The organism is Curtobacterium sp. VKM Ac-2889, from assembly GCF_015350855.1.
GTDB lineage: Bacteria > Actinomycetota > Actinomycetes > Actinomycetales > Microbacteriaceae > Curtobacterium > Curtobacterium poinsettiae.
This window is the reverse complement of sequence record NZ_JADKSC010000001.1, coordinates 1-24,820: the sequence shown is the minus strand read 5'-3', so window position 1 is coordinate 24,820 and position 24,820 is coordinate 1. Positions and strand designations below refer to the sequence as shown.

General features: G+C 70.2%; 21 protein-coding genes. 16 read left to right on the top strand and 5 right to left on the bottom strand.

What is annotated here, in order from left to right; translation table 11 throughout:
* Positions 1-44: 44 nt before the first annotated feature.
* Positions 45-722, top strand: a complete 678-nt coding sequence (locus tag ITJ50_RS00105; protein WP_194589657.1) for a PepSY domain-containing protein — start codon at positions 45-47, stop codon at positions 720-722.
* A gap of 10 nt (positions 723-732) precedes the next feature.
* Here ITJ50_RS00105 and ITJ50_RS00100 read toward each other — a convergent pair whose 3' ends face one another.
* Positions 733-1,032, bottom strand: coding sequence for a hypothetical protein (locus ITJ50_RS00100; RefSeq protein WP_042538775.1), 300 nt, complete (start codon positions 1,030-1,032; stop codon positions 733-735).
* Between the two features lie 79 nt (positions 1,033-1,111).
* Positions 1,112-2,656, bottom strand: coding sequence for an amino acid permease (locus ITJ50_RS00095; RefSeq protein WP_017888832.1), 1,545 nt, complete (start codon positions 2,654-2,656; stop codon positions 1,112-1,114).
* A 138-nt stretch (positions 2,657-2,794) separates the two neighbouring features.
* Here ITJ50_RS00095 and ITJ50_RS00090 point away from each other — a divergent pair, with 138 nt between their 5' ends.
* Positions 2,795-3,964 (top strand): mechanosensitive ion channel family protein, encoded by a 1,170-nt coding sequence (locus ITJ50_RS00090; protein WP_056070955.1) that lies wholly within the window; start codon positions 2,795-2,797, stop codon positions 3,962-3,964.
* Between the two features lie 188 nt (positions 3,965-4,152).
* On the opposite strand, the gene ITJ50_RS00085 is transcribed toward ITJ50_RS00090, so the two are convergent.
* Positions 4,153-4,341, bottom strand: a complete 189-nt coding sequence (locus ITJ50_RS00085) for a hypothetical protein (RefSeq protein WP_042538771.1) — start codon at positions 4,339-4,341, stop codon at positions 4,153-4,155.
* A 93-nt stretch (positions 4,342-4,434) separates the two neighbouring features.
* Here ITJ50_RS00085 and ITJ50_RS00080 point away from each other — a divergent pair, with 93 nt between their 5' ends.
* Positions 4,435-5,586: an SLC13 family permease gene (locus ITJ50_RS00080; protein WP_042538770.1), complete on the top strand. Its 1,152-nt coding sequence runs from the start codon at positions 4,435-4,437 to the stop codon at positions 5,584-5,586.
* Between the two features lie 18 nt (positions 5,587-5,604).
* Here ITJ50_RS00080 and ITJ50_RS00075 read toward each other — a convergent pair whose 3' ends face one another.
* Both ITJ50_RS00075 and ITJ50_RS00070 read right to left on the bottom strand, forming a co-directional pair.
* On the bottom strand, positions 5,605-6,576 hold the full coding sequence (locus ITJ50_RS00075) for a magnesium transporter CorA family protein (protein ID WP_042538769.1): 972 nt from the start codon (positions 6,574-6,576) through the stop codon (positions 5,605-5,607).
* 114 nt (positions 6,577-6,690) lie between these two features.
* Entirely contained in the window at positions 6,691-9,444 is a 2,754-nt protein-coding gene (locus ITJ50_RS00070) for a hypothetical protein (protein WP_194589656.1), read from the bottom strand.
* A 238-nt stretch (positions 9,445-9,682) separates the two neighbouring features.
* Between ITJ50_RS00070 and otsA the strand changes: the two genes are divergently transcribed.
* From otsA to ITJ50_RS00005, 13 genes are all read left to right on the top strand, one after another.
* A complete protein-coding gene (gene otsA / locus ITJ50_RS00065; protein ID WP_017888838.1) occupies positions 9,683-11,275 on the top strand; it encodes an alpha,alpha-trehalose-phosphate synthase (UDP-forming) in 1,593 nt (530 codons plus the stop codon).
* Positions 11,268-12,050 (top strand): trehalose-phosphatase, encoded by a 783-nt coding sequence (otsB, locus tag ITJ50_RS00060; protein ID WP_017888839.1) that lies wholly within the window; start codon positions 11,268-11,270, stop codon positions 12,048-12,050. The genes otsA and otsB overlap by 8 nt, the downstream gene beginning before the upstream one ends.
* A gap of 70 nt (positions 12,051-12,120) precedes the next feature.
* On the top strand, positions 12,121-13,815 hold the full coding sequence (gene ilvD / locus ITJ50_RS00055) for a dihydroxy-acid dehydratase (protein WP_194589655.1): 1,695 nt from the start codon (positions 12,121-12,123) through the stop codon (positions 13,813-13,815).
* Positions 13,816-13,860: 45 nt separating this feature from the next.
* Positions 13,861-15,684, top strand: a complete 1,824-nt coding sequence (locus tag ITJ50_RS00050) for an acetolactate synthase large subunit (RefSeq protein WP_031260624.1) — start codon at positions 13,861-13,863, stop codon at positions 15,682-15,684.
* The gene (gene ilvN, locus ITJ50_RS00045; RefSeq protein WP_017888842.1) at positions 15,681-16,181 is read left to right on the top strand and encodes an acetolactate synthase small subunit; all 501 of its coding nucleotides are present in this window, start codon (positions 15,681-15,683) and stop codon (positions 16,179-16,181) included. Before ITJ50_RS00050 ends, ilvN begins: the two co-directional genes overlap by 4 nt.
* A 70-nt stretch (positions 16,182-16,251) precedes the next feature.
* Positions 16,252-17,277: a ketol-acid reductoisomerase gene (gene ilvC, locus ITJ50_RS00040; RefSeq protein WP_017888843.1), complete on the top strand. Its 1,026-nt coding sequence runs from the start codon at positions 16,252-16,254 to the stop codon at positions 17,275-17,277.
* Between the two features lie 209 nt (positions 17,278-17,486).
* Positions 17,487-18,677, top strand: coding sequence for a mannitol-1-phosphate 5-dehydrogenase (locus tag ITJ50_RS00035; RefSeq protein ID WP_194589654.1), 1,191 nt, complete (start codon positions 17,487-17,489; stop codon positions 18,675-18,677).
* 73 nt (positions 18,678-18,750) lie between these two features.
* Positions 18,751-19,215, top strand: a complete 465-nt coding sequence (locus tag ITJ50_RS00030; RefSeq protein WP_042538764.1) for a hypothetical protein — start codon at positions 18,751-18,753, stop codon at positions 19,213-19,215.
* On the top strand, positions 19,212-19,592 hold the full coding sequence (locus ITJ50_RS00025; protein WP_194589653.1) for a hypothetical protein: 381 nt from the start codon (positions 19,212-19,214) through the stop codon (positions 19,590-19,592). Before ITJ50_RS00030 ends, ITJ50_RS00025 begins: the two co-directional genes overlap by 4 nt.
* 217 nt (positions 19,593-19,809) lie before the next feature.
* Positions 19,810-21,399 carry a phosphoglycerate dehydrogenase gene (gene serA / locus ITJ50_RS00020; RefSeq protein WP_056070972.1) on the top strand — a complete coding sequence of 530 codons (1,590 nt, stop codon included), beginning with the start codon at positions 19,810-19,812 and terminating at the stop codon, positions 21,397-21,399.
* A 13-nt stretch (positions 21,400-21,412) separates the two neighbouring features.
* Positions 21,413-22,486 (top strand): 3-isopropylmalate dehydrogenase, encoded by a 1,074-nt coding sequence (locus ITJ50_RS00015; protein ID WP_031260625.1) that lies wholly within the window; start codon positions 21,413-21,415, stop codon positions 22,484-22,486.
* A 15-nt stretch (positions 22,487-22,501) separates the two neighbouring features.
* Positions 22,502-23,611, top strand: coding sequence for a branched-chain amino acid aminotransferase (locus ITJ50_RS00010; protein WP_017888850.1), 1,110 nt, complete (start codon positions 22,502-22,504; stop codon positions 23,609-23,611).
* A gap of 30 nt (positions 23,612-23,641) precedes the next feature.
* A complete protein-coding gene (locus ITJ50_RS00005) occupies positions 23,642-24,412 on the top strand; it encodes a fumarylacetoacetate hydrolase family protein (RefSeq protein ID WP_017888851.1) in 771 nt (256 codons plus the stop codon).
* Positions 24,413-24,820 lie beyond the last annotated feature (408 nt).

The following is a 24,820-nucleotide window of genomic DNA, read 5'->3' as shown; positions in this document are numbered from 1 at the left end:
GTCGCTTCAGGCCTGCTTCAGCACCCCGACGAGATGCTCGTCACATGAACTTCCGCACCCAGCACCAGAAGCCCGCCGCCCGCCGCATCGCCGCGTTCGCCGCCCTGCCGATCGTGGCGGCACTCGCCCTCACCGGTTGCGCCAGCGACGACTCCGACGACGACACGGGCTCGGCCGGCTCCGGCTCGGTCGGCTCGTCGGCCACGGACTCCGCCGGCAGCGGCAGCGGCACCGGCAGCGGCAGCGGCGACGGCTCGTCCTCGCCCGGCGCGGCGGCGGTCGGCTCGAACAAGGCCCTGCTCGCAGCGGTCGCCACCGCACGCGGCGAGGTCGGCTCGGGCACCGTCATCTCGGTCGAGCAGGAGCAGGGCGCCTCCGCCTACGAGGTCCTCGTCGTGACGAAGGACGGCACCGAGCACGAGGTGCACACGAACGCCGACGGCACCTCGGTCGCCGGCACCCCGCAGACCGAAGCCGGCGACGCGGACGACACGGCCGAGCACGAGCGCTTCGTCGCAGCCGCCGACCTGAGCGTCAAGCAGGCCGTCGACGCCTTCCAGGACCTGCACGCCGGGACCGTCACCGAGCTCGGGCTCGACGACCACGTCGGCACGGTGGTCTGGGAGGGCGACGTGCTCGACTCGTCCGGCACGAAGCACAGCGTGCGCATCGACGCCGGCTCCGGTGAGGTCGTCACCGACCGTGTCGACACCGACGACTGACCCTGCGTCCTCAGGACTCCAGCGGGGGCCCGAGCACCTTCCGGATCGCCAGCGCAGCGAGCTGCTCGTCCGGGGTGTCGAGCAGCACCCGGTAGGTCTCCTGCTCCGCGACGAACTCGACGCAGACCGCGTCCTCGTCGCACGGTCCGAGGCGCCACCCCTGCACGGCGTCCATCGGCACCACCGTGCGCGCCTCGCGCTGGTAGTCGGTCTCGGCCTCGAGCCGGTCCGCGAACACCCGGAGGCGTCCGAACGCGCCCCGCCAGCTGAGCTGCAGGTCGAGGGTGGGGGAAACAGAACGGTCCGGCACCCGCTGATGGTAGCGACGGGTGCCGGACCGTTCGTGATCGCGCGGTGCGGCCTTGCGTTCCGGGGACAACCGGGGCGTGCTAGACCCCGTCTCCGTTCCGGTCGTCGTCACGGCGGACCTGGGCAGCCGGGTTGCGGACGCCGATCGGGTACGGACCCGTGACGCCCTCGCGCAGGGCGGCGATGCGCAGGATGCGGTCGCGCTGCAGGAACCAGCCGACGATGAGCAGCGGGATGATGACCACGAGGGACGCGATCGTGTACGTGCCGACCGGGTAGTCGATCGCCATCAGGACGATGACCGAGGCGAGGAACGCCAGGGTCAGCCAGGCGGTGACCGGAGCGCCGGGCAGCTTGAACGAGGGTTCCTTCGCCAGACCCTGCTTGGCCCACTGGCGCAGCCGCATCTGGCACAGGATGATCGTGCCCCACGCGGTGATGATGCCGAGGCTGGCGATGTTCAGCGCGATCTCGAACGCCTGCTTCGGGACGAAGTAGTTGAGCACGACACCCGCGACGGTGAAGGCCGCCGTGAGCAGGATGCCGGCGTACGGCACACCGCCCTTCGACATCTTCGTGGTCCACTTCGGCGCGGACCCGTTCATGCCCATCGAGTGCAGCGCCCGGCCGGTCGAGTACAGGCCCGCGTTCAGCGACGACAACGCGGCGGTGAGCACGACGAAGTTCATGATGCCGCCGACGATCGCGCCGACGTGCGGGTTGCCGAGCGACGAGAAGAACGTCACGAACGGGCTCTCGCCGTCCTTGTACGAGGTGTACGGCAGCAGCAGGGAGAGCAGGACGATCGACCCGACGTAGAACACGGCGATGCGGAAGACGACGGAGTTGATCGCACGCGGGATGACCTTCTCGGCGTTCTGCGTCTCACCCGATGCCGTGCCGACGAGTTCGATCGCGGCGTAGGCGAAGACGACGCCCTGGATCACGATCACCGCGGGGAGCAGCCCCTTCGGGAACAGCCCGCCGTTGTCACCCCAGATCGTGAACCCGGTCCGGACGGCCTCGCCACCGGCCTCGACGGGGAACGCGAAGACGAGCCAGACGATCGCGACGACCAGGAACGCCACCAGCGCGGCGACCTTGATCAGGGCGAACCAGAACTCGAGCTCGCCGAACACCTTCACGGCGACCATGTTCGCCGCGAGGACGACGATCAGGGCGATCAGTGCGAGCAGCCACTGCGGCGCCGCGGTGAAGGCGGACCAGTACTGCAGGTAGATCGCGACGGCGGTGGTGTCGACGATGGAGGTCATCGCCCAGTTCAGGAAGTACATCCAGCCGGCCGCGTACGCGAACTTCTCGCCGTAGAACTCTCGGGCGTACGAGATGAAGGACCCCGAGGACGGCCGGTGCAGCACGAGCTCGCCGAGTGCACGCAGGATGAAGAAGGCGAAGACGCCGGCGACCAGGTACGTCAGCGCGAGCGCGGGGCCCGCGGTGTGCAGTCGTGCGCCGGCACCCAGGAAGAGCCCGGTTCCGATCGCGCCGCCGATCGCGATCATCTGCAGTTGCCGGGGCTTCAGACCGTGCTGGTAGCCCTCCTGCTCGTGCGAGAAGTCGTTCGCCGGCGCTCGGTTCACACCCGTGTCGTTCTGCGCTGTCATGCGCGACAACCTACATGCGCTCCGGACCGGGCCGTCACGCAAACCCCCGTTCCGACGAACGGAAGCTGCTGAACGTCCGCACAGCCGACGGCGGCCCGAACCTGAACGACGGCCGTCGTCCGTTGCTTGCATGGAGGGATGGACATCCTCCTCCGACTGCTCGTCGCGACCGGGTTCGCCCTGCTCGTCACCGCCGTCGTCGCCCTCGTCCTGCACCTGGTCCTGCGGGCGGTCGCGCGCCGGGAACGCTGGGCCGGCGTGCTCTCTCGCCGGACGAAGCACCCGTTCCGGACCGTGCTGCTGGTGGTGCTGCTCTGGATCGCGTTCACCTCGAGCATCCCGCGGGACCCCGACGCCTACCCGTGGCGGGACGAGGTCGTGCACGGCTTCCTCATCGTCACGATCGCGGTCGGCTGCTGGCTCGCGTGCCACGTCGCGATCTTCCTCGAGGACCTCGGGCTGCACCGCTTCCGCATCGACGTGCCCGACAACCGGCAGGCGCGCCGCATCCGCACCCAGGTGCTCATCATCCGTCGGCTCACGGTCGCCCTGCTCGTCATCATCGCCGTCGGAGCGATCCTGCTGACCTTCGACGGGGTCGAGGCGGCGGGCGCGAGCGTGCTCGCCAGCGCCGGCCTCATCTCCGTCGTCGCGGGCCTCGCCGCGCAGTCCACACTCGGCAACGTGTTCGCCGGCATGCAGCTCGCCTTCTCCGGGTCGATCCGGGTGGACGACGTCGTCGTGGTCGAGCAGCAGTGGGGGCGGATCGAGGAGATCACGCTGACCTACGTCGTCGTGCACCTGTGGGACGACCGGCGGTTCGTGCTGCCGTCGACGTACTTCACGAGCACCCCGTTCGAGAACTGGACGCGGACCGGCAGCGAGCTCCTCGGCGCCGTCGAGTTCGACCTCGACTGGCGGGTGAGCCCGGCCGACATGCGCGCCGAGCTCGACCGGATCCTCGAGACGTCGACGATCTGGGACCGCCGGGTCAAGGTGCTCCAGGTCACCGACGCCGTCGGGGGACTGGTCCGCGTCCGCATCCTCGTGACGGCGCCGGACGCCGGCGGCCTGTTCGACCTGCGCTGCTACGTCCGCGAGGAGATGGTCGAGTGGATCCAGCGCACCCACCCGGATGCCCTGCCGGTCCAGCGGGTGCAGCTCACCGAGCCGACCGCACCGGCCCTGCGCCGACGCGGACGCGGTCGCGCGACCGAGGGCGACTCGCAGCTGTTCGGCGACGACGAGCGCGGAGCGCTCTTCACCGGACCGATCCAGACCTCCGGCATCCCGGATTCCGAGCGCTGACCCGGTTGCGGCACCGGTTGCCGTGGACGGCACGGAAGACGGACGGGAGGCCCGGTGCCAGCTGGCACGCCTCCCTCGCAGGCTCGGTCGGCGCGCCCCGCGCAACGCTTCGCGTCGCCGCTGAGCGGGGCGCGCCCGTCCGTCCGTCCGTCAGTGGGTCGCGACCGCGGCCCCTTCGGCCTTCCGACCTACTGGCGCGCCTTGACGGCGCGGTCGTCCTCGACGACCGTGCCGATGGCCACGATGGTGGTGGCGATCCACGCGACCCAGGTCAGCGCGAGCCGCCAGTCACGCGGTCCTTGTCGGGTGGTCTGCAGCACGCTGTAGCCGCTGATGAGCGAACTCCACACCGCACCGTTGAACATGAACTTGCGCACAGAGGCCTCCTGTCGTCGTGCTGACAACGCTACCGGCCCGTACATTGGAGCGCCGCCGGTCACCCGGCCGCGGCACCGGGTGAAGGAGCGTTCGTGCGTCAAGCGGTCATCGGAGCGGCCCTGCTCGTGGTCGGCGCGGTCTGCGTCGTGTTCGGGTTGCTGCCCCTCGACGACCTCGCCGTGCTCGCCGACCGGGTCCTGCCGGTCCTCGGGTTCGTGCTCGGGCTGACGATCGTCGCCGAGCTCGCTGCGGACGCCGGGGTCTTCGACCGCCTCGCCGACGTCGCCGCCCGGGTCGGTGGCGGGCGCACCATCGGCCTCTGGGGCGCGGTCGTCGTGCTCGCCGTCCTCTGCACCGTCTTCCTGTCGATCGACACCACCGCGGTGCTCCTCACCCCCATCGTGATCTCGCTCGCACGGCGCGTGGGTCTGCCCCCGATGCCGTTCGCGCTGACCACCGTCTGGCTCGCGAACACCGCGTCGCTGCTGCTGCCGGTGTCCAACCTGACCAACCTGCTCGCCGTCGACCGGATGGGGCTCGCCGGCCCGCTGGCCTTCGCCGGACTGATGGCCTGGCCCGCGGTCGCCGGTGTGGTCGTGCCGTGCGTCGTCCTGCTGGTGGTGTTCCGGGGCAAGCTCTTCGGCCGCTACACGCCGGTGTCCGTCCGCAAGCCGAGCGACCCGGTGTCCTTCTGGGCTGCCTCCGCCGTGCTCGTCGCGCTCGTCGTCGCCCTGACCGCCGGGGTGACCGTGTGGATCGCCGCGGTCCTGGCCGCCGTGGTGCTCGTCGTGGTCGCGGCCTTCCGGTCGCCGTCCGAGCTCCGGGTGTCCCGCGTGCCGTGGTCCACCCTGGTGTTCGCCGCCGGGCTCTTCGTGGTGGTCGAGGCGCTCCACACGACCGGCATCACCGACCCGATCGTGCACGCGCTGCAGGGTGGAACCGGCACGGGGCCGCTGCTGCTGCTCGGTGGTGCCGGCGCGGTGGCGGCCAACGGCATCGACAACCTGCCGGCGTACCTGGTGCTCGAACCAGCTGCCGGGCACGAGGCCCTGCGGTACGCGGCACTGCTGATCGGTGTGAACGCCGGTTGCCTCATCACGCCGTGGGCCTCGCTCGCGACGCTGCTGTGGCACGCACGGCTGTCGGCCGAGGGTGTGCACCTGTCGTGGGGCCGGTACATGGCGCTCGGGTGCATCGTGGCGCCGCTCACCGTCGTCGCCGGGGTCCTGGCGCTCGCCCTCTGACGCGGGCGGGGCCGTCGCTCAGAGCCAGTCGCGGGTCTTGAAGACGCGGTAGAGCACGAGCGACGACGCGGTGATGATCGCGAGCGACGCCCAGAGTCCGCTCCAGGCGCCCTCGCCCGGGAACGCGACGTTCTGCCCGAAGAAGCTCGTCACCCCGGTCGGGATCGCGATGATCGCCGCCCAGCTCGTGACCTTCTTCATCACGGTGTTCTGCCGGTTCGATGCCAGGTTCAGGGTCGTCTCCAGCACGCTCGACACGGCGTCGCGGAGCTGTTCGACCGAGTCGGCGATCGAGACGAGGTGGTCCTCGACGTCGCGGAAGTAGGGCCGGATGCCGTTCGAGATCGTCTCCGCGTCGCCGTGCAGCAACGACGCGACGCTGTCCCGCGTCGGCACGACCAGCCGCCGGAGCACCCCGAGGGTCTTGCGGAGCCGGAACGACCGTCGCTGGACCTGCTGCTCACGGGGATCGCCCGGCTCGAACAGGTCGTCCTCGAGCGCATCGATCTGCCGCTCCAGGTCCTCGACGGTGTCGGTGGCCCGGTCGACGACGGCGTCCAGCAGCGCCCACACCAGCCACGGCACGCCGTGTCCGGCCATGTCGGCGTTCGCGCTCAGACGGTGCTCCATCCGGGCGGTGTCGACGTCGGACCCGTGGATCGTGACGAGGGCGCGTTCCGTCACGAACGCCTTGACCTCGTGCGTGATCAGGTTGCCGGCGTCGTCCGTACCGCCCACGTCGTAGACGACCAGGAACAGGCTGTCCCGGTACCGGTCGAGTTTCGGGCGTTGGCCGTGCTCGACGGCGTCCTCGACGGCGAGGGCGTGGATCCCGAGTTCTTCCTCGATCTGCTCGAGGTCGGCCGACGTCGGGTCGGTGTGGTCGATCCACACGAAGGTGTCCGGGTCCGCGACGAGGTCGGAGATCCGGTCGACGGGGAAGTCCCGCTCGACCGTGTCGCCCTTGCACCACGCCCGTGTCCTGACCATGTCCGTCAGCCTACTGAGACGGCCGACCCGCGAGGATCGCGGGTCGGCCGTCGTGGTGCCGGGGAGTCGGTGCAGCGACTCCCGTTCAGCCTGAGCCGATCAGTCGGCTCCTGCTCAGTACGCCGAGACGAGCTTGCCGTCCTCGACCTTCAGGTACTCGCTCACGCTGAACGAGTCCTCGCCGCGCTTCTTGTCACCGAGGTAGGACTTGTAGTCGTACGAGACGCTCCCGTCCTTCGTGCTCGTCACCATCACGGTGCCGGAGCGTGATGCCTCGACCTCCAGCTCGGGCATCGACGTGACGTCGTACCGCACGCCGCCGTCGGCGTCGTACGGTCCGTACCAGGGGCAGCCGCTCAGGGCGCGGAGCTCGGTCTTCTCGGCGCAGTCGTCGATCAGGTCGGACACGTACTGCTCGGCGTCCTGCTCGAGGGCCTTGGTGGCCTTCGGCGCGAAGTCGACGTAGCCGGACGAGACCGCCCCGACGCTCACCTTCTCGGTGCCGCCGGTGAAGTACTTCGACCCGCCGACCGAGACCTCGTAGCTGCCGGGGTAGGCGAGGGACGTGAACTTGCCGTCGCTGATCTTCCCGATCTCCTTGCCGCCGACGGTCACCGGTGCACCCTCGAGCACTTCGGACGCCGTCAGGGTCACCTGCTGGGCGAGCGGCTGCGTGACACGCCACTCGTCCTTCACCAGGAACGAGGTGCCGGTCCGGCGCAACGTCACCTGACCGGAGCGGTTCTTGCCGTCCTGCGTGTAGCTCAGGGTGGCGATCGCCGAGTCCCCGGTCTGGGCGACCCGCCCGACGTGGATGTCGGACGGACGGTCCTTCGCGCTCCGCAGCACCTTCGTGTCGAGCATCGCGGCGTCGTCCGGCACGTCGCTCAGGTCGGCGGCGGTGTCGGCGTCACCGCTGGCGATGGCCTGCACGTACGACTTGACCGTCGGGGCCGGGCCCCACACGTTGGCGCGGAGGACGCTCGTCGTGACCGCACCCGCGACGACGACCACGATCACGGCACCGCCGGCGATGAGCGAACGGACCAGGATCTTCTTGGCCCGCGGGGACATCGGGGCGGGGGCCGGGGCGCCGCCGCCGATGAACGGCTGCGACCCGTACGCCGGCTGACCACCGGACGCCGGCTGCGCCCCGTAGGGCGGCAGGTTGCCCGCGCCGTAGGGCGGCTGCGACCCGTACGCGGACTGCGGGGCGGACCCGGACGGCGGGTACGGCGCCTGCTGGTCGGCGGCCGGGGGAGTGGTCCACGCGGCGGCAGCCGGATCGCCGGCAGCCGCCGGAACACCCGATGCACCGGGAGCATCCGGCACACCGGGCGCGGCAGGCGCACCGGGAACGGTCTGGTCGGCGGGAGCCGCCGGGGCAGCGGGCATGCCCGTGTCGGCGGGGGCTGCGGCCGGGAACGCCTGCGGCACCACGGGGCGGGGGTCCGCCCCGACCACACGCGACGTGCGGAGCACCACGGCACCGCCGAGACGGGGCAGGAGCACCGGAGCCAGGTACCGGGCGACGACCTCGATCGCGCCACCCCACAGGGCGAAGACGATCGGCGTCCAGGGCGCGATGCCGATCGACCCGGACCCGTCCACCGAACTCGTGCTGCTCACCTGGTACGAGACGACCCCGGTGCCGAGGACGAAGAACAGCAGGCCGAGTGCGAACCACACGAGCGGCGTGACGACCCAGTCCAGCGTCGAGCGCATCCGGTCGTTGCGGCGGACGGCGAGTGCGAGCCCGGCCATGATCGAGGTGACGACGACGAACAGCACGACGAGCCAGGTCCAGCCACCCGCTCCGCCGAACACCGAGGCGGTGTCGCTGGCGGACCCGAAGCCGGACGTGCCCACACCACCGAAGAACCCGAGCGCCGTGAGCCCGATCGCGACGTTGCCGAGCAACAGCGGCAGTGCGGAGCCGTAGGAGGGCTGGGCGATGAGCGCGACGACGATGACGACGACGGCGACCAGCACGACGAGGACCGTCAGCTGCGACGCGGCGACGCGGAGCGTGCCGAGCAGACGGGCGGCGAAGACGCTGCGACCGGCGAGCACGGAGGGCCGAGCGAGGAGCGCCGCCAGGGCACCGATGACGAACGCCCCGAGGATGCTGCCGACACCGACGGCGTGCACCGGCTCGATGACCGCACCGGACACCGACGGGAACCGGATCGCGAACAGTGCGGCTGCGACGTTCGTGAGCACCGTGGTCACCAGACCGGAGACCACCGCGGCGACGAGCACCTGGGAGCGACCGAGTGCACGGCTGCGGATCCGCCGGGTGAGCACGACGGCCAGCACGACCTGCGCGGCGAGCACCAGCGCCGGCACCACGGCGAGCGAGCCCGATCCGGAACCGAGGAACCCGATCGACCCGGACAGGTGCAGCCGGCCGAGGTCGGCGAGGGCGACGAGCTGCGCCGGCGCACCGAGCAGGACGCTCACGCCGGAGAGCAGGGACTCCACGTCGGGGGCCTGACCCGCGCCGAGGTCGGTGCCGGACCCGGTGGACGGAGCGGCCGAACCGCTGCCGCCGGACGCGAGCAGCCCGACGGTGATGAGCAGGGAGAGCCCCGCGACGACGTAGGCCGCGACCCAGCCGCCGACGGCGGCGAGGACGGCCGCCAGCCAGTCGCGACCGGACACGGACCGCAGGAAGCGACCGAACGCATCGGACGGCTGCGCGGCGGGGGCGGGCTGACCCGGCCACTGCTGCGGGCCTCCAGGCTGCTGTTGCTGCTGCCAGGCGGGCTGGCCGTTCCAAGCTGGCTGGCCGGGGCCGGGCTGGCCGCCGGGCTGGCCGCCGGGCTGCGACGGCGGGACGGGCTGATTGGGCGGGTTCTCGCTCACGGCTGGGGGTCCTCTCCGACCGGGAGGCCGGCGCCGCACTCCAGCACCCGTGTCCCCCCGACACGTGCCTGCAGCGTAGCGGAACCGCCGATCGCCCGTGAATGTGCTGTCCCCACGCTGGTAACTTCGGCAGCGCACCCGGCGCAGCACGCCGGACCCGGCACACCACGCCGGCCGACGCACCGACGCACCCGACGCACCCGGCTCCGGCCGGGCGGAACGGAGATCACACCACCCCATGCCTGCAGACCGCACCGAACAGACCCGCTACTCGTTCGTCGTCGCCTCCAACCGTCTCCCGGTGGACCGCGTCGTCGACCAGGACGGCAACGAAGGCTGGCGGCACTCGCCCGGCGGCCTCGTCACCGCCCTCGAACCCGTGATGCGCGCGAACGACGGAGCCTGGGTCGGCTGGGTGGGGCAGGCCGAGGTCGAGGTGGCACCGTTCGACAACGAGGGCATCCACATCGTGCCCGTGCCGCTCTCCGACGACGACGTCGAGGAGTACTACGAGGGCTTCAGCAACGACACGCTCTGGCCGCTGTACCACGACGTCATCGAGCACCCGAGCTACCACCGCGACTGGTGGAACGCGTACAAGCGGGTCAACGAGCGCTTCGCCGAGCAGATCGCCGAGATCGTCGAGCAGGACGGCATCGTCTGGGTGCAGGACTACCAGCTGCAGCTCGTGCCGGCCCTGCTCCGGGCGAAGCGTCCCGACCTGACGATCGGCTTCTTCAACCACATCCCGTTCCCGCCGGTCGGCATCTACGCACAGCTGCCGTGGCGTGCGCAGATCCTCGACGGGCTGCTCGGCGCCGACGTCATCGGCTTCCAGCGTCACGACGACGCCAGCGACTTCCTGCGCGCGGTGCGGCACATCAAGGGCTACACGACCAAGGGCACCACGATCGACGTCCCCGTCGACGACCCGGCCGCCCCGCGCAGCCGAAAGGGCATCACGGTCCGTCACGTCGAGGCACGGCACTTCCCGATCTCGATCGACGCCGAGAGCTTCGAGGCGATCGCCCGCAAGCCCGAGGTGCAGGAGCGTGCGCGGGAGATCCGCGCGAGCCTCGGCAACCCCAAGACGGTGCTGCTCGGCGTCGACCGGCTCGACTACACCAAGGGCATCCGGCACCGCATCAAGGCCTTCGGTGAGCTGGTGGAGGACGGCCGCATCGCGGTCGAGGACGCCACCCTCATCCAGGTCGCGAGCCCGAGCCGCGAGCGTGTCGACTCGTACGCGGCGCTCCGCGACGAGATCGAGCTGAGCGTCGGCCGCATCAACGGCGACCTCGGTGTCATCGGCCACCAGCCGATCTCGTACTTGCACCACGGCTACCCGCGCGAGGAGATGGTGGCGCTGTACCTGGCCGCCGACATCATGCTCGTCACGGCGCTGCGGGACGGCATGAACCTCGTCGCGAAGGAGTACGTCGCCGCCCGGTTCGACAACGACGGCGTGCTGATCCTGTCCGAGTTCGCCGGGGCAGCCGACGAACTCAAGCAGGCCGTGATCGTCAACCCGCACGACATCGGTGCGCTCAAGGACTCGATCGAACGTGCGATCCAGATGCCGCGTCGCGAGCGGTCGACGCGCATGCGTGCGCTCCGCAAGCGGGTCCGCGACAACGACGTTGCGCGCTGGTCGCGCTCGTTCCTCGAGGCGCTCGACCGCCACGCGCCGCGGAACGCCCAGATCGACCCGTCCGCCGCCGACCCGCGCGAGCAGCACCGTGAGGCGCAGACCGACAACATGTCGATCTTCGACCAGGACGCCCAGTCCGCCAGGGCTGCCGAGGACACCCGGGAGGCACGTGATGACTGAGACCACCACCGACCAGTCCGCCATCGACGCGGCCCTCGAGACGCTCGCGGCTGCGCCGCGACTCATCGTCGCCCTCGACTTCGACGGCACGCTGGCCCCCTTCGCCGACGACCCGTCGCAGGTCGGGGCGCTGCCCGGCTCGTGGGCGGCGGTGCTGACCCTGCACCGCGCGAAGGACACCGAGGTGGTGCTGGTGTCCGGGCGTCCCCTCGGCAGCCTCGCCGAGGTGACCCACGCGCCCGAGGACATGGCGCTCGTCGGCTCGCACGGCGTCGAGTGGCGCGTGGACGGCCACGACGAGGCCGCGCTGACGGACGACGAGGTCGATCGTGTCGCACGGATCGGTGCGGCGCTCGACGAGGTCGGGGCACGGTTCCCGGGCGTCGTCATCGAGCACAAGCCCGCCGGGCACGGGGTGCACACCCGACGTGTCTCCGCCGAGGTCGCAGCCGAGGCGGACGCGGCGGCGAGCCGTGCTGCGCACGAGGCCGACCCCGAGGTGCTCGAGCGCGGTGGCAAGGACATCGTCGAGTTCGCGGTGCGGCACGTCACGAAGGGTGACGCCATCGCCCGGCTCCGCGACCTGCACGGCGCCGACGCGGTGTTCTTCGCCGGCGACGACGTCACCGACGAGGACGCCTTCCGCGTGCTCGGCGACGGCGACGTCGGGGTGAAGGTCGGACCGGGCGAGACCCGGGCCGGGTACCGCATCGCCGACCCGGCGGCACTGACCGGGGTCCTGAAGCAGCTGGCGAGGCTGCGCGCCACCCGCTGATAACGGCCCCCGAGCATGAGAAAGCACGGGGGTGGACGGCTGGTATCCCAAACCGTCCTAGACTCATCCCATGCCTGATATCGACGTCAAGCCGCGCAGCCGGGTCGTCACCGACGGGATCGAAGCAACCACCTCGCGTGGCATGCTGCGGGCCGTCGGTATGGGAGACGAGGACTGGAGCAAACCGCAGATCGGCATCGCGTCCTCGTGGAACGAGATCACGCCCTGCAACCTGTCGCTCGACCGTCTCGCACAGGGTGCGAAGGAGGGCGTGCACTCCGGTGGCGGATACCCGCTGCAGTTCGGCACCATCTCCGTCTCCGACGGCATCTCGATGGGCCACGAGGGCATGCACTTCTCCCTCGTCTCGCGTGAGGTCATCGCGGACAGCGTCGAGACCGTCGTCAACGCCGAGCGCCTCGACGGCACGGTCCTGCTCGCGGGCTGCGACAAGTCGCTGCCCGGCATGCTGATGGCCGCCGCACGCCTCGACCTGGCGAGCGTCTTCCTGTACGCGGGTTCGGTCATGCCGGGCTACGTGAAGCAGGCCGACGGCACGATGAAGGAAGTCACGATCATCGACTCCTTCGAGGGCGTCGGCGCGTGCAAGGCCGGCACCATGAGCGAGGAAGAGCTCAAGAAGATCGAGTGCGCCATCGTCCCCGGCGAGGGCGCCTGCGGTGGCATGTACACCGCGAACACGATGGCCTCGGTCGCCGAGGCCCTCGGCATGTCGCTGCCGGGTTCGGCTGCTCCGCCGAGCGCGGACCGTCGCCGTGACTACTACGCGCACCGCTCCGGCGAGGCCGTGGTGAACATGCTCGAGCACGGCATCACCGCACGCCAGATCCTCACGAAGGAAGCCTTCGAGAACGCGATCGCCGTCGCGATGGCCCTCGGCGGTTCCACCAACGTCATCCTGCACCTGCTCGCGATCGCCTACGAGGCCGAGGTCGAGCTGTCGCTGGACGACTTCAACCGCATCGGCTCGAAGGTCCCGCACCTGGCCGACATGAAGCCCTTCGGCAAGTACGTCATGGTCGACGTCGACCGCAACGGCGGCATCCCCGTGATCATGAAGGCGCTGCTCGACGCGGGCCTGCTGCACGGCGACTGCATGACCGTGACGGGCAAGACCGTCGCCGAGAACCTCGCCGAGATCGACCCGCCGGCACTCGACGGCGAGGTCTTCCGCACCCTCGACAACCCGATCCACGAAACCGGTGGCCTGACCGTCCTGCAGGGTTCGTTCGCACCCGAGGGCGCCGTGGTGAAGACCGCGGGCTTCGACGCCTCGGTCTTCGAGGGCCCGGCTCGTGTGTTCGACCGTGAGCGCGCGGCGATGGACGCCCTGACCGAGGGAGGCATCCACAAGGGCGACGTCGTCGTCATCCGCTACGAGGGCCCCAAGGGCGGCCCGGGCATGCGCGAGATGCTCGCCATCACGGCGGCCATCAAGGGCGCCGGCCTCGGCAAGGATGTACTACTCTTGACCGACGGTCGATTCTCAGGCGGCACAACCGGCCTCTGCATCGGCCACATCGCACCGGAAGCAGTGGACGCAGGTCCAGTCGCTTTCGTTCGTGATGGCGACCGCATCCGTGTCGACATCGCGGCTCGTTCGCTCGACCTACTGGTCGACCCGGCCGAGCTGGAGGCCCGCCGTGATGGCTGGGCCCCGCTGCCCCCGCGCTACACCCGCGGAGTCCTCGCGAAGTACGCCAAGCTCGTCAAGTCCGCTGCCCAGGGCGCGGTCACGGGCTAGCGTCCGACACCCGCACCACCGCCACCACTCAGGCAAGGACCACTCATGCCCACGGAAGCAACTCCGTTGTCCGCGGCCGCCGGTGCACGCCGGTCGCCGGAGATCCTGACCGGCTCGGGAGCCGTCCTCCGGACGCTCGAGCACCTCGGGATCACCGACGTCTTCGGCCTGCCCGGCGGAGCCATCATCCCGTTCTACGACGAGCTGATGGCGTCCACCACGATCCGGCACATCCTCGTCCGTCACGAGCAGGGCGCCGGCCACGCCGCCGAGGGCTACGCCTCGTCGTCCGGCAAGGTCGGCGTCGCCATCGCCACGTCGGGTCCCGGCGCGACGAACCTCGTCACCGCCATCGCCGACGCCTACATGGACTCGGTGCCGTTCATCGCGATCACCGGCCAGGTGTTCTCGACGCTGATGGGCACCGACGCCTTCCAGGAAGCGGACATCGTCGGCATCACGATGCCGATCACGAAGCACTCGTTCCTGGTGACCGACCCGGCCGACGTGCCGGCGACCCTCGCCGCGGCGCACCTCATCGCGACGACCGGTCGCCCCGGCCCGGTGCTGGTGGACATCACCAAGGACGCGCAGCAGAAGTCCGCGCCCTACGTGTGGCCGCCCAAGCTCGACCTGCCCGGCTACCGCCCGGTCACCAAGGCGCACGGCAAGCAGATCACCGCGGCCGCCCAGCTGCTGTCCGAGGCGCAGCGTCCGGTGCTCTACGTCGGCGGCGGCGTCATCCGCTCCGGTGCGACCGCCGAACTCCTCCGCTTCGCGGAGGCGACCGGTGCGCCGGTCGTCACGACGCTGATGGCGCGCGGCGCGTTCCCGGACTCGCACCCGCAGCACCTCGGCATGCCCGGCATGCACGGCACGGTGCCGGCGGTGCTCGGCCTGCAGGACAGCGACCTGATCGTCGCCCTCGGTGCCCGCTTCGACGACCGTGTCACCGGCAAGGCCGACGAGTTCGCGCCGGACGCCAAGGTCGTGCACGTCGACATCGACCCCGCCGAGATCTCGAAGATCCGCTTCGCCGACGTCCCGATCGTCGGCGATGCCCGCGAGGTCCTGGTCGACCTGCTCGACGCCTGGGGTGGCATCGCGGTCGAGGACCGCGCCTCGACGGAGGAGTGGTGGGCGAAGCTCCACCAGCTCAAGACCGACTTCCCGCTCGGGTACGCCGAGCCGACCGACGGGCTGCTCGCCCCGCAGGGCATCATCAAGCGCATCGGGGAGCTCTCCGGCCCCGAGGCCGTGTACGCCTCCGGTGTCGGGCAGCACCAGATGTGGTCCGCGCAGTTCATCAAGTACGAGCGGCCCAACGCCTGGCTCAACTCCGGCGGTGCCGGCACCATGGGCTACTCGGTCCCCGCGGCGATGGGGGCGAAGGTCGCCCAGCCCGACCGCGTGGTCTGGGCGATCGACGGCGACGGCTGCTTCCAGATGACGAACCAGGAACTCGCGACCTGCGTCATCAACGACATCCCGATCAAGGTCGCGATCATCAACAACTCGTCGCTCGGCATGGTCCGGCAGTGGCAGACGCTGTTCTACGACGGCCGGCACTCGTTCACCGACCTCGAGACGGGGCACGCCTCGCGCCGTGTGCCGGACTTCGTGAAGCTGGCCGACGCGTACGGTGCCCTCGGCATCCGCGTCGAGAAGGCCGACGAGGTCGACGCCGCGATCGAGCTCGCCCTCGCCACCAACGACCGTCCGGTGGTCATCGACTTCGTCGTGAGCCGTGACTCCATGGTCTGGCCGATGGTCCCGCAGGGCGTCAGCAACTCGTCCATCGAGTACGCCCAGGCACTCGCGCCCACCTGGGACGACGAAGACGCCGACATGACGGGAGAAACCGCATGAGCCACGTCCTCTCCCTCCTCGTCGAGGACAAGCCCGGTCTGCTGACCCGTGTCGCCGGACTGTTCGCCCGACGCGGGTTCAACATCGAGTCGCTCGCCGTCGGCAACACCGAGGTGGACGGCCTCAGCCGGATCACGGTCGTCGTCGACGTCGAGGACCTGCCGCTGGAACAGGTGACGAAGCAGCTCAACAAGCTGGTGAACGTCATCAAGATCGTCGAACTGGACTTCTCGCAGTCGGTCCAGCGCGAGCACATGCTCGTGAAGGTGCGCGTCGACAACCAGACGCGTTCGGCGGTGCTCGAAGCAGTGAACCTGTTCCGTGCCCAGGTCGTCGACGTGGCGACCGACTCCCTGATCGTCGAGGTGACCGGCGACCCCGGCAAGATCCAGGCGATCCTCCGCGTGCTCGAGCCCTACGGCGTCAAGGAGCTCGCCCGTGCGGGTCTCCTCGGCATGGGCCGCGGACCGAAGAGCATCACCGATCGGGTGCGCTGAGCGCCCGTCACACCCTTCCCGGGCGCCGACGGTGCCCGGCACTCCCACAGAACCAAGGAGACACACCCTCGTGACTGACATCGTGTACGACGCTGACGCCGACCTGACGCTCATCCAGGGCAAGAAGGTCGCGGTCATCGGCTACGGCTCGCAGGGCCACGCCCACGCACTCAACCTCCGTGACTCGGGCGTCGAGGTGAAGATCGGCCTCAAGGAGGGCTCGAAGAGCCGGCAGAAGGCCGAAGAGGCGGGCTTCGAGGTCCACACGCCGGCCGACGCCACGGCCTGGGCCGACGTCGTCGTCATCCTCGCGCCGGACCAGGTCCAGCGCATCGTCTACGCCGAGGACATCCGCCCGAACCTCAAGCCGGGCGCGACGCTCGTCTTCGGCCACGGCTTCAACATCCGCTTCGGCTACATCGAGGCCCCCGAAGGCGTCGACGTGTCGCTCGTCGCGCCGAAGGGCCCCGGCCACACCGTCCGCCGCGAGTACGAGGCCGGCCGTGGCGTCCCCGTCATCGTCGCCGTCGAGGTCGACGCGTCCGGTTCCGCCTGGGACCTCGCGTGGTCGTACTCCAAGGCCATCGGCGGGCTCCGCTCCGGCGGCATCAAGACGACCTTCACCGAGGAGACCGAGACCGACCTGTTCGGTGAGCAGGCCGTCCTCTGCGGTGGTACCTCGCAGCTCATCCAGTACGGCTTCGAGACCCTGGTCGAGGCGGGCTACCAGCCGCAGATCGCCTACTTCGAGGTCCTGCACGAGCTCAAGCTCATCGTCGACCTCATCTGGGAGGGCGGCCTCACCAAGCAGCGTTGGTCGATCTCCGACACCGCCGAGTTCGGTGACTACGTCTCCGGCCCCCGCGTGATCTCGCCGGACGTCAAGGAGAACATGAAGGCGGTGCTCGCGGACATCCAGAACGGTGCCTTCGCGAAGCGCTTCATCGACGACCAGGACGCCGGCGCCCCCGAGTTCAAGGCACTCCGCGCCAAGGGCGAGGGGCACCCCATCGAGGCCACCGGCCGTGAGCTCCGCGCGCTCTTCGCGTGGAAGCAGAACGACGGTGACTACGTCGACGGCTCGGCCGCGCGGTAGTCTTCCGAGAACACTCGACGACGAGGCGGCGGTGCACCCTGCACCGCCGCCTCGCGATGTGACCCGAACGTTATGCAGCAGCTCTTCTCCAGCCCCCACGCCGCGGACCGGCATGCCTCCGCGCTCCCCGCGGCCGATTCCCGACACTCGTCGGCCGTGCTGCGCTCCGGCGGTCAGGACCGCCCCGACCAGCATGGGATGATCGTCGGATGGCGGTGACGAAGCGAGCGGTCCACATCGGCGCCGGCAAGATCGGGCGCGGGTTCGTGGGCCAGTTCCTCGTGGCGAGCGGCTACGAGCTCACCTTCGTCGACGTCGACGAACGCGTGGTCTCGGCCCTCAACGAAGCCGGACGCTTCGTGGTGCACGAGGTCGGCGAGATGCCGGTCGAGCACCTCGTCTACGGGTTCCGTGCCCTGAACAGCAAGACCGACCGCGAGCGCGTGGTCCGGGCCATCGCCGAGGCCGACGTCGTGACCACCGCAGTGGGGGCCCGCACGCTCCCGCTCGTCGCGCCGCTCATCGCCGAAGGGCTCGCGACACGACCGCTCGAGCACGGCGACGTCACGATCGTCGCGTGCGAGAACGCGTTCAACGCGACCGACTCCCTGCACGCCAGCATCCGCCGCGCTCCGATCCTCGAAGACCGCGACATCGCCGCCGTCTTCGCGAACTGCGCCATCGACCGCATCGTGCCCGACCAGTCCGGCGTCCTCGGCCAGTCGGGTGGCCTCGACGTCGTGCTCGAACCGTTCTACGAGTGGGTCATCGAGCGCACCCCGTTCCTGGGTTCCGACGCCGAACCGCCGACGATCGAGGGCGTCACCTGGGTCGACGACCTGCAGCCGTTCGTCGAGCGCAAGCTCTACACGGTGAACACCGCCCACGCCACGGCCGCCTACCACGGGTACGTGCGGGGCATCCGGCTCATCCGTGAAGCCCTGGAGGACGACGCCGTCCGCGCCGAGGTCGACGGCGTGCTCGCCGAGACCACCGCGCTACTCATCGCGAAGCACGGCTTCGACCCCGAGGACCACGCGCGCTACGTCGCCGCGAACCTGTCCCGCATCGCGAACCCGCACCTGCCGGACTCCACGGCGCGAGTCGGACGCAATCCGCTCCGCAAGCTCGGCCGTCGTGAACGCTTCGTCGGCCCCGCATCGCAGCTCGCCGAGCGCGGCCTGCCCGTCGAGCACCTGCTCGGGGCCGTCCGTGCGGCACTCGCCTTCGACGACGAGAACGACCCGGAGTCGATCGAGCTGCACGCGCTCCTGCGTTCCGGGGCGACCGCGCACGCGCTGACCGAGATCCTCACGGGCCTGATGGAGAGCCACCCGCTCTTCCCGGCAGTCCGTGACGTGGTCGCCGAGGTGCTCGCGACGCAGCCTGCCGACGTCTGACCGACGCCGCCGCCGCGCCACTCGCCGACACCTGCTGGTCCGCCCGACGTCGCGTCCCTCGTAGAATCGGGGCATGACCACGGCAGCATCCCCACCAGACGGGTCGATCGACCCGGACGTGCCGAACGCCGTCGACACCGACGACGCCGCCCTCAGCTGGGGTGACGCCGACGACGCCACGCACGTCGACGCGGCGCACAACCCGGTGGCGGTCCGCGACCGCGGAGCGCGCGACCCCGAGGCCCCCGAGACCTCCGGTGCACTCGTCGGGTTCGGCATCTTCGGTGGCCTCTACCTGCTCTACACGGTGGCCTGGCTCCTCACCGCGTCGACCGCGTACGTCTCCGGCGTCGACACGGTCCTGACGCTCTTCGTCGAGGTGCTCCGCTTCCTCGCGATCCTCGCGCCGGCACTCTGGTTCACGGTGGTGCTCTGGGCGGCGCGCAGCAGCCGCACGCGGACCCGCCTGCTCTGGATGCTCCTCGGTGCCGTCGTGCTCTTCCCCTGGCCCTTCCTCCTGACCCGGAGCTTCGGGTGACCGGGGCCGTCCCGACGACCCGTCGGGCCACCGCCCCCGTCGTCGCGAAGCTCGTGGTCTGGGTCGTGTTCGCGGCGCTGTTCGCGTACATGACGGTGCAGGCCGTCGGCAACCTGACGCAGATCAACCAGCGGGTGGACGCCTTCAACGCGTTCCTCCAGACGACCTCCGGTGGCGACTCGCTGCAGACCAGCACCCCGTGGCTGTGGCTCGTGCTCGACATCCTCATCGCGCCGGTCGCCTTCGTCGCGGCGATCCTCATCACCCGGCGTTCGAGCCTGCCCGTCACGATCGCGGTGTTCGTGGTCGCCTTCGCGGGCGCCGGCGCCCTCTGGCTCGACCTCCAGCTGTTCGTCCCGACGCTGCTGGACTTCTGACGCGACCCGCCGACGGCCAGGAGGCGCGGTGCGGCACCGCCCCGCGCCTCTCCCCACCGGCACGGCCGGACCGCCGCTGGCGCGGCGCTCCGGAACCGGCGGCGTGGGCCCTGGCCGTCGTGTGGTTCTCCACAGGACCGCTCCCGCGGTCGTCACCACCGGCCCGCGTCGATAGCATGGTGGGATACCAACCGTCTCGAGTGAGGAAACAGCTGCTGTGTCGAAGCCGGTCGTCCTGATCGCCGAAGAACTCTCGCCCGCAACGGTCGACGCCCTCGGGCCCGACTTCGAGATCCGGAACGTGGACGGCACCGACCGTCCGGCGCTCCTGGCGGCGCTGTCCGACGCGCATGCCGTCCTCGTGCGGTCCGCCACCAAGATCGACGCCGAGGCGATCGCCGCGGCACCGGTCCTCAAGGTCGTCGCCCGTGCCGGCGTCGGCCTCGACAACGTCGACATCAAGGCGGCGACGACCGCCGGCGTGATGGTCGTGAACGCACCGACCTCGAACATCATCTCGGCGGCGGAGCTCACGGTCGGACACATCCTGTCGCTCGCGCGGCACATCCCGGCCGCTCACGCCTCGCTGGCCGCCGGTGCGTGGAAGCGCTCGTCGTACACCGGTGTCGAGCTCTACGAGAAGACCGTCGGCATCATCGGCCTCGGCCGCATCGGCGCGCTCATCACCCAGCGGCTGCAGGCCTTCGGCGTGACGGTCATCGCGTACGACCCCTACGTCACCACGGCACGTGCGCAGCAGCTCGGGGTCGAGCTCGTCTCCCTCGACGACCTGCTGCGTCGGGCGGACTTCACCACGATCCACATGCCGCGGACGCCGGAGACGCTGGGCATGATCTCGGACGCCCAGTTCGCGCTCATGAAGCCGACCGCGTTCGTCGTGAACGTGGCCCGCGGCGGCCTGATCGACGAGGACGCCCTGCACCGGGCCCTCACGTCGAACACCATCGCCGGTGCCGGTCTCGACGTCTTCGTCGCTGAGCCCCCGAAGGACTCGCCGCTCCTGGCGCTGCCGAACGTCGTCGTGACGCCGCACCTCGGCGCCTCCACCGACGAAGCGCAAGAAAAGGCGGGCGTCTCGGTCGCCAAGTCGGTCCGTCTCGCCCTCGGCGGCGAGCTCGTCCCCGACGCCGTGAACGTCGCCGGCGGGGTCATCGACCCGTACGTGCGCCCCGGCATCCCGCTCGTCGAGAAGCTCGGCCAGGTCTTCACCGCGCTCGCGACCTCGCCGGTCACCAGCATCGACGTCGAGGTGCACGGCGAGCTGGCCGAGTACGACGTCAGCGTGCTGAAGCTCGCGGCACTCAAGGGTGTCTTCACCGACGTCGTGAGCGACCAGGTCTCCTACGTCAACGCCCCGCTCATCGCGGAGCAGCGCGGGGTCACCGTCCGTCTGATCACCGAGACCGACAGCCCCGAGTACCGCAACGTGCTCACCATCCGCGGCGCGCAGTCGGACGGCCCGGCGATCAGCGTGTCCGGCACGCTCACCGGCCCGAAGCAGGTCGAGAAGCTCGTCGAGATCAACGGGCACGACGTCGAGGTGCCGCTCGACCGGCACCACGTCGTGATGGAGTACACCGACCGACCGGGCATCGTCGCGGTCTACGGCAAGGAGTTCGGCCAGGCCGGCATCAACATCGCCGCGATGCAGATCTCGCGCGAAGCCGCGGGCGGCCAGGCGCTGAGCGTGCTGACGGTCGACTCACCCGTCCCTGCCGAGATCCTCGAGCACGTCCGCTCGGCGATCGACGCCTCCTCGCTCCGCGAGATCGACATCACGCTCTAGGGGAGTGGCGGACATGAGCACTGCGCAGACGATCCGACTCGCGGTCATCCGTGGCGACGGCATCGGCCCCGAGGTCGTCGCCGAGGCGCTGAAGGTCCTGCACGCGGTCCTGCCGGACGACCTCGTGGTGCAGGAGACCCCGTTCTCCCTCGGTGCCGCACGGTACCTGGAGACCGGGGACATCCTGACCGACGACGACATGGCGGCTATCGCGCAGCACGACGCGATCCTGCTCGGTGCGGTCGGCGGCGACCCGCGTGACCCGCGGCTCGCCGGCGGCATCATCGAGCGGGGGCTCCTCCTCAAGCTCCGCTTCGCGTTCGACCACTACGTGAACCTGCGCCCGACGACGGTGCACCCGGCCGTCCCGACGCCGCTCGCCGACCCCGGCGAGGTCGACTTCGTGGTCGTGCGCGAAGGCACCGAAGGGCCGTACGTCGGCAACGGCGGTGCGATCCGGACCGGTACCCCGCACGAGATCGCGACCGAGGTCTCGTTGAACACCGCCTTCGGTGTCGAGCGGGTCGTGCGGTACGCCTTCGCGTTGGCGGACCGACGCCCGCGTCGGCACCTGACCCTCGTCCACAAGAGCAACGTCCTGGTGCACGCCGGAGCCCTCTGGCAGCGCACCGTCGCGGCTGTCGGCGCCGAGTACCCGGACGTCACCGTCGACTACCAGCACGTGGACGCGGTCACCATCCACATGGTCCGTGACCCCGCACGGTTCGACGTCATCGTCACCGACAACCTGTTCGGCGACATCATCACCGACCTGGCCGGCGCGATCAGCGGCGGCATCGGTCTGGCGGCCTCGGGCAACATCAACCCGGACGGCACCTTCCCCAGCATGTTCGAGCCGGTCCACGGTTCCGCACCGGACATCGCAGGCCAGCAGCAGGCCGACCCCACTGCCGCGATCCGCTCCGTCGCCCTGTTGCTCGACCACCTCGGTCGCGGTGACCTGGCGGCGGCGGTGACGGCTGCGGTGGAGTCCGACCTCGCAGACCGGGGCACCACGCCGCGTCGCACGGCCGAGATCGGCGACGCGATCGCCGCCGCGGTCACGGCACGCACCACCACCGCCTGAGAAGGAGTCCTCCCCATGAGCACCGACACCGCCTTCGGACTCGAGTTCGCCAGCACCCCGTCCGCCGACCGCCGCGCAGCCGCGGAGCGGGAGCAGATCCTCGCCGACCCGGGCTTCGGCAAGCACTTCACCGACCACATGGCCACGGTCGAGTGGACACTGGACGACGGCTGGCACAGCGCGTCGATCCACCCGTACGGCCCGCTGTCCCTCGACCCGAGCGCGAGTGTCCTGCACTACGCCCAGGAGATCTTCGAGGGGCTCAAGGCATACCGGCACGCAGACGGCTCGGTCTGGTCGTTCCGGCCGGACGCCAACGCGAAGCGCTTCCAGCGGTCCGCCCGACGCCTGGCGCTCCCGGAGCTCCCGGTCGAGGCGTTCGTCGAGTCGATCCGGCAGCTCGTGCAGACCGACGTCGACTGGGTACCCTCGGCGCCTGAGACGAGCCTGTACCTGCGGCCGTTCATGATCGCGACGGAGTCGTTCCTCGGGGTCCGCGCCGCCCAGGCCGTGGCGTACCACTGCATCGCGAGCCCGGCCGGGGCGTACTTCACCTCGGGCCCGAAGCCGGTGTCGATCTGGCTGTCGACGCAGTACGCCCGAGCCGGCAAGGGCGGGACCGGCGCCGCGAAGACCGGCGGCAACTACGCTTCGTCGCTGCTGCCCCAGCAAGAGGCCTACGAGCACGGCTGCCAGCAGGTCATGTTCCTCGACTCGGTGGAGGGCAAGTACCTCGAAGAACTCGGCGGCATGAACGTCGTCCTGGTCAATTCCGACGGCACCCTCGTGACGCCCGACTCCGAGTCCATCCTCGAGGGGATCACGCGTGACTCGATCCTGCAGCTGGCCGAGGACCGCGGCCTGACGGTCGAGAAGCGCCGGGTGACGCTCGACGAGTGGCGTGACGGCGTCGCCGACGGCTCCATCACCGAGGCCTTCGCGTGCGGTACCGCCGCCGTGGTGACCCCGATCGCCGAACTTCGGGGCGAGGGCTTCACGATCGGTTCGCCGACCGTGGGGGCCGGGGAACTCACGATGTCCCTGCGCGACGAGCTCACCGACATCCAGTACGGCCGTCGTCCCGACCCGCACGGGTGGATGACCAAGCTGACCGACGCGTCCTGATCGACCGGCAGGCGTGGGTAGGGTCGAACGGTGAAGATCGCACGGTTCAGCAGCAAGGGTGAAGACCCCCGGTACGGAATCCTCGACGAGCGGCACCTGGTGGTGCTCGCCGGGGACCCGATGTACCAGGGGTTCGAGACCACGGGGGAGCGCGTCGCACTCGCCGACGCCAAGCTCCTCGCCCCCGTCATCCCGCGGTCGAAGGTGATCGGCGTCGGGCTCAACTACTCGGAGCACGCCTCCGAGATGGACGAACGTGCCGGTGACGACCCGGTGGTGTTCCTCAAGCCGAACACCTCGGTGATCGGTCCGGACGAACCCATCCGACTGCCGGCGGACATCGGCCGCGTCGACCACGAGGGCGAGCTCGCGATCGTGATCGGGTCGCTCGCCAAGAACGTCCGGCGCGAGGACTTCGCGAGCGTCATCCTCGGCTACACGATCGCCAACGACGTGACGGCCCGTGACCTGCAGGCGCGGGACGGGCAGTGGACCCGATCGAAGGGCTTCGACACGTTCTGCCCGCTCGGCCCGGTGATCGAGACCGAGATCGACCCGTCGGACATCCGCCTCGAGACCCGCGTCGACGGTGACCTGCGACAGGCGGCGTCGACGAACGAGATGGTGCACGACATCCCCTCGCTCGTCGAGTTCGTGTCCTCGATCTGGACCCTCCTGCCCGGCGACGTGATCCTGACCGGCACCCCGGCCGGCGTCGGCCAGATCCGCGACGGTGAGATCGTCGAGGTCACCATCTCCGGCATCGGCACGCTCAAGAACCCGGTCATCGCTCGGCACTGACAACGCTCTCGGACGGCCCGTTCCCCAGGTGGGGAGCGGGCCGTCCGTCGTTGTCGGGGGAGCCGTCGTCCCGGGCGGGATGACCGACACGCCCGGGATGTGGCCCGGCTTGGCGCTGCCGTTCACCTCTGCGTAAAGTAATCACTCGTTGCCGCTGAGGCGGAGAACGGAACGGCCGAGACGATCACCGGGTTGAACACCTGGAGATGCAGTCCGGACGGGGTCCCGCTCAGGCAACCAGCCCTCGGATCCATGACCTTCTGGTCGTGAGCCCGGGTGTTGTACAAGACGAATGCCTCTCTGGCGGAATCCTTTTGTGGGTCGAGCGGGGAGTGCGTCTGGTCCTTGAGAACTCAACAGCGTGCACATTGTCAATGCCAATTTATTGATTGACCTCGTGCCTGGTCG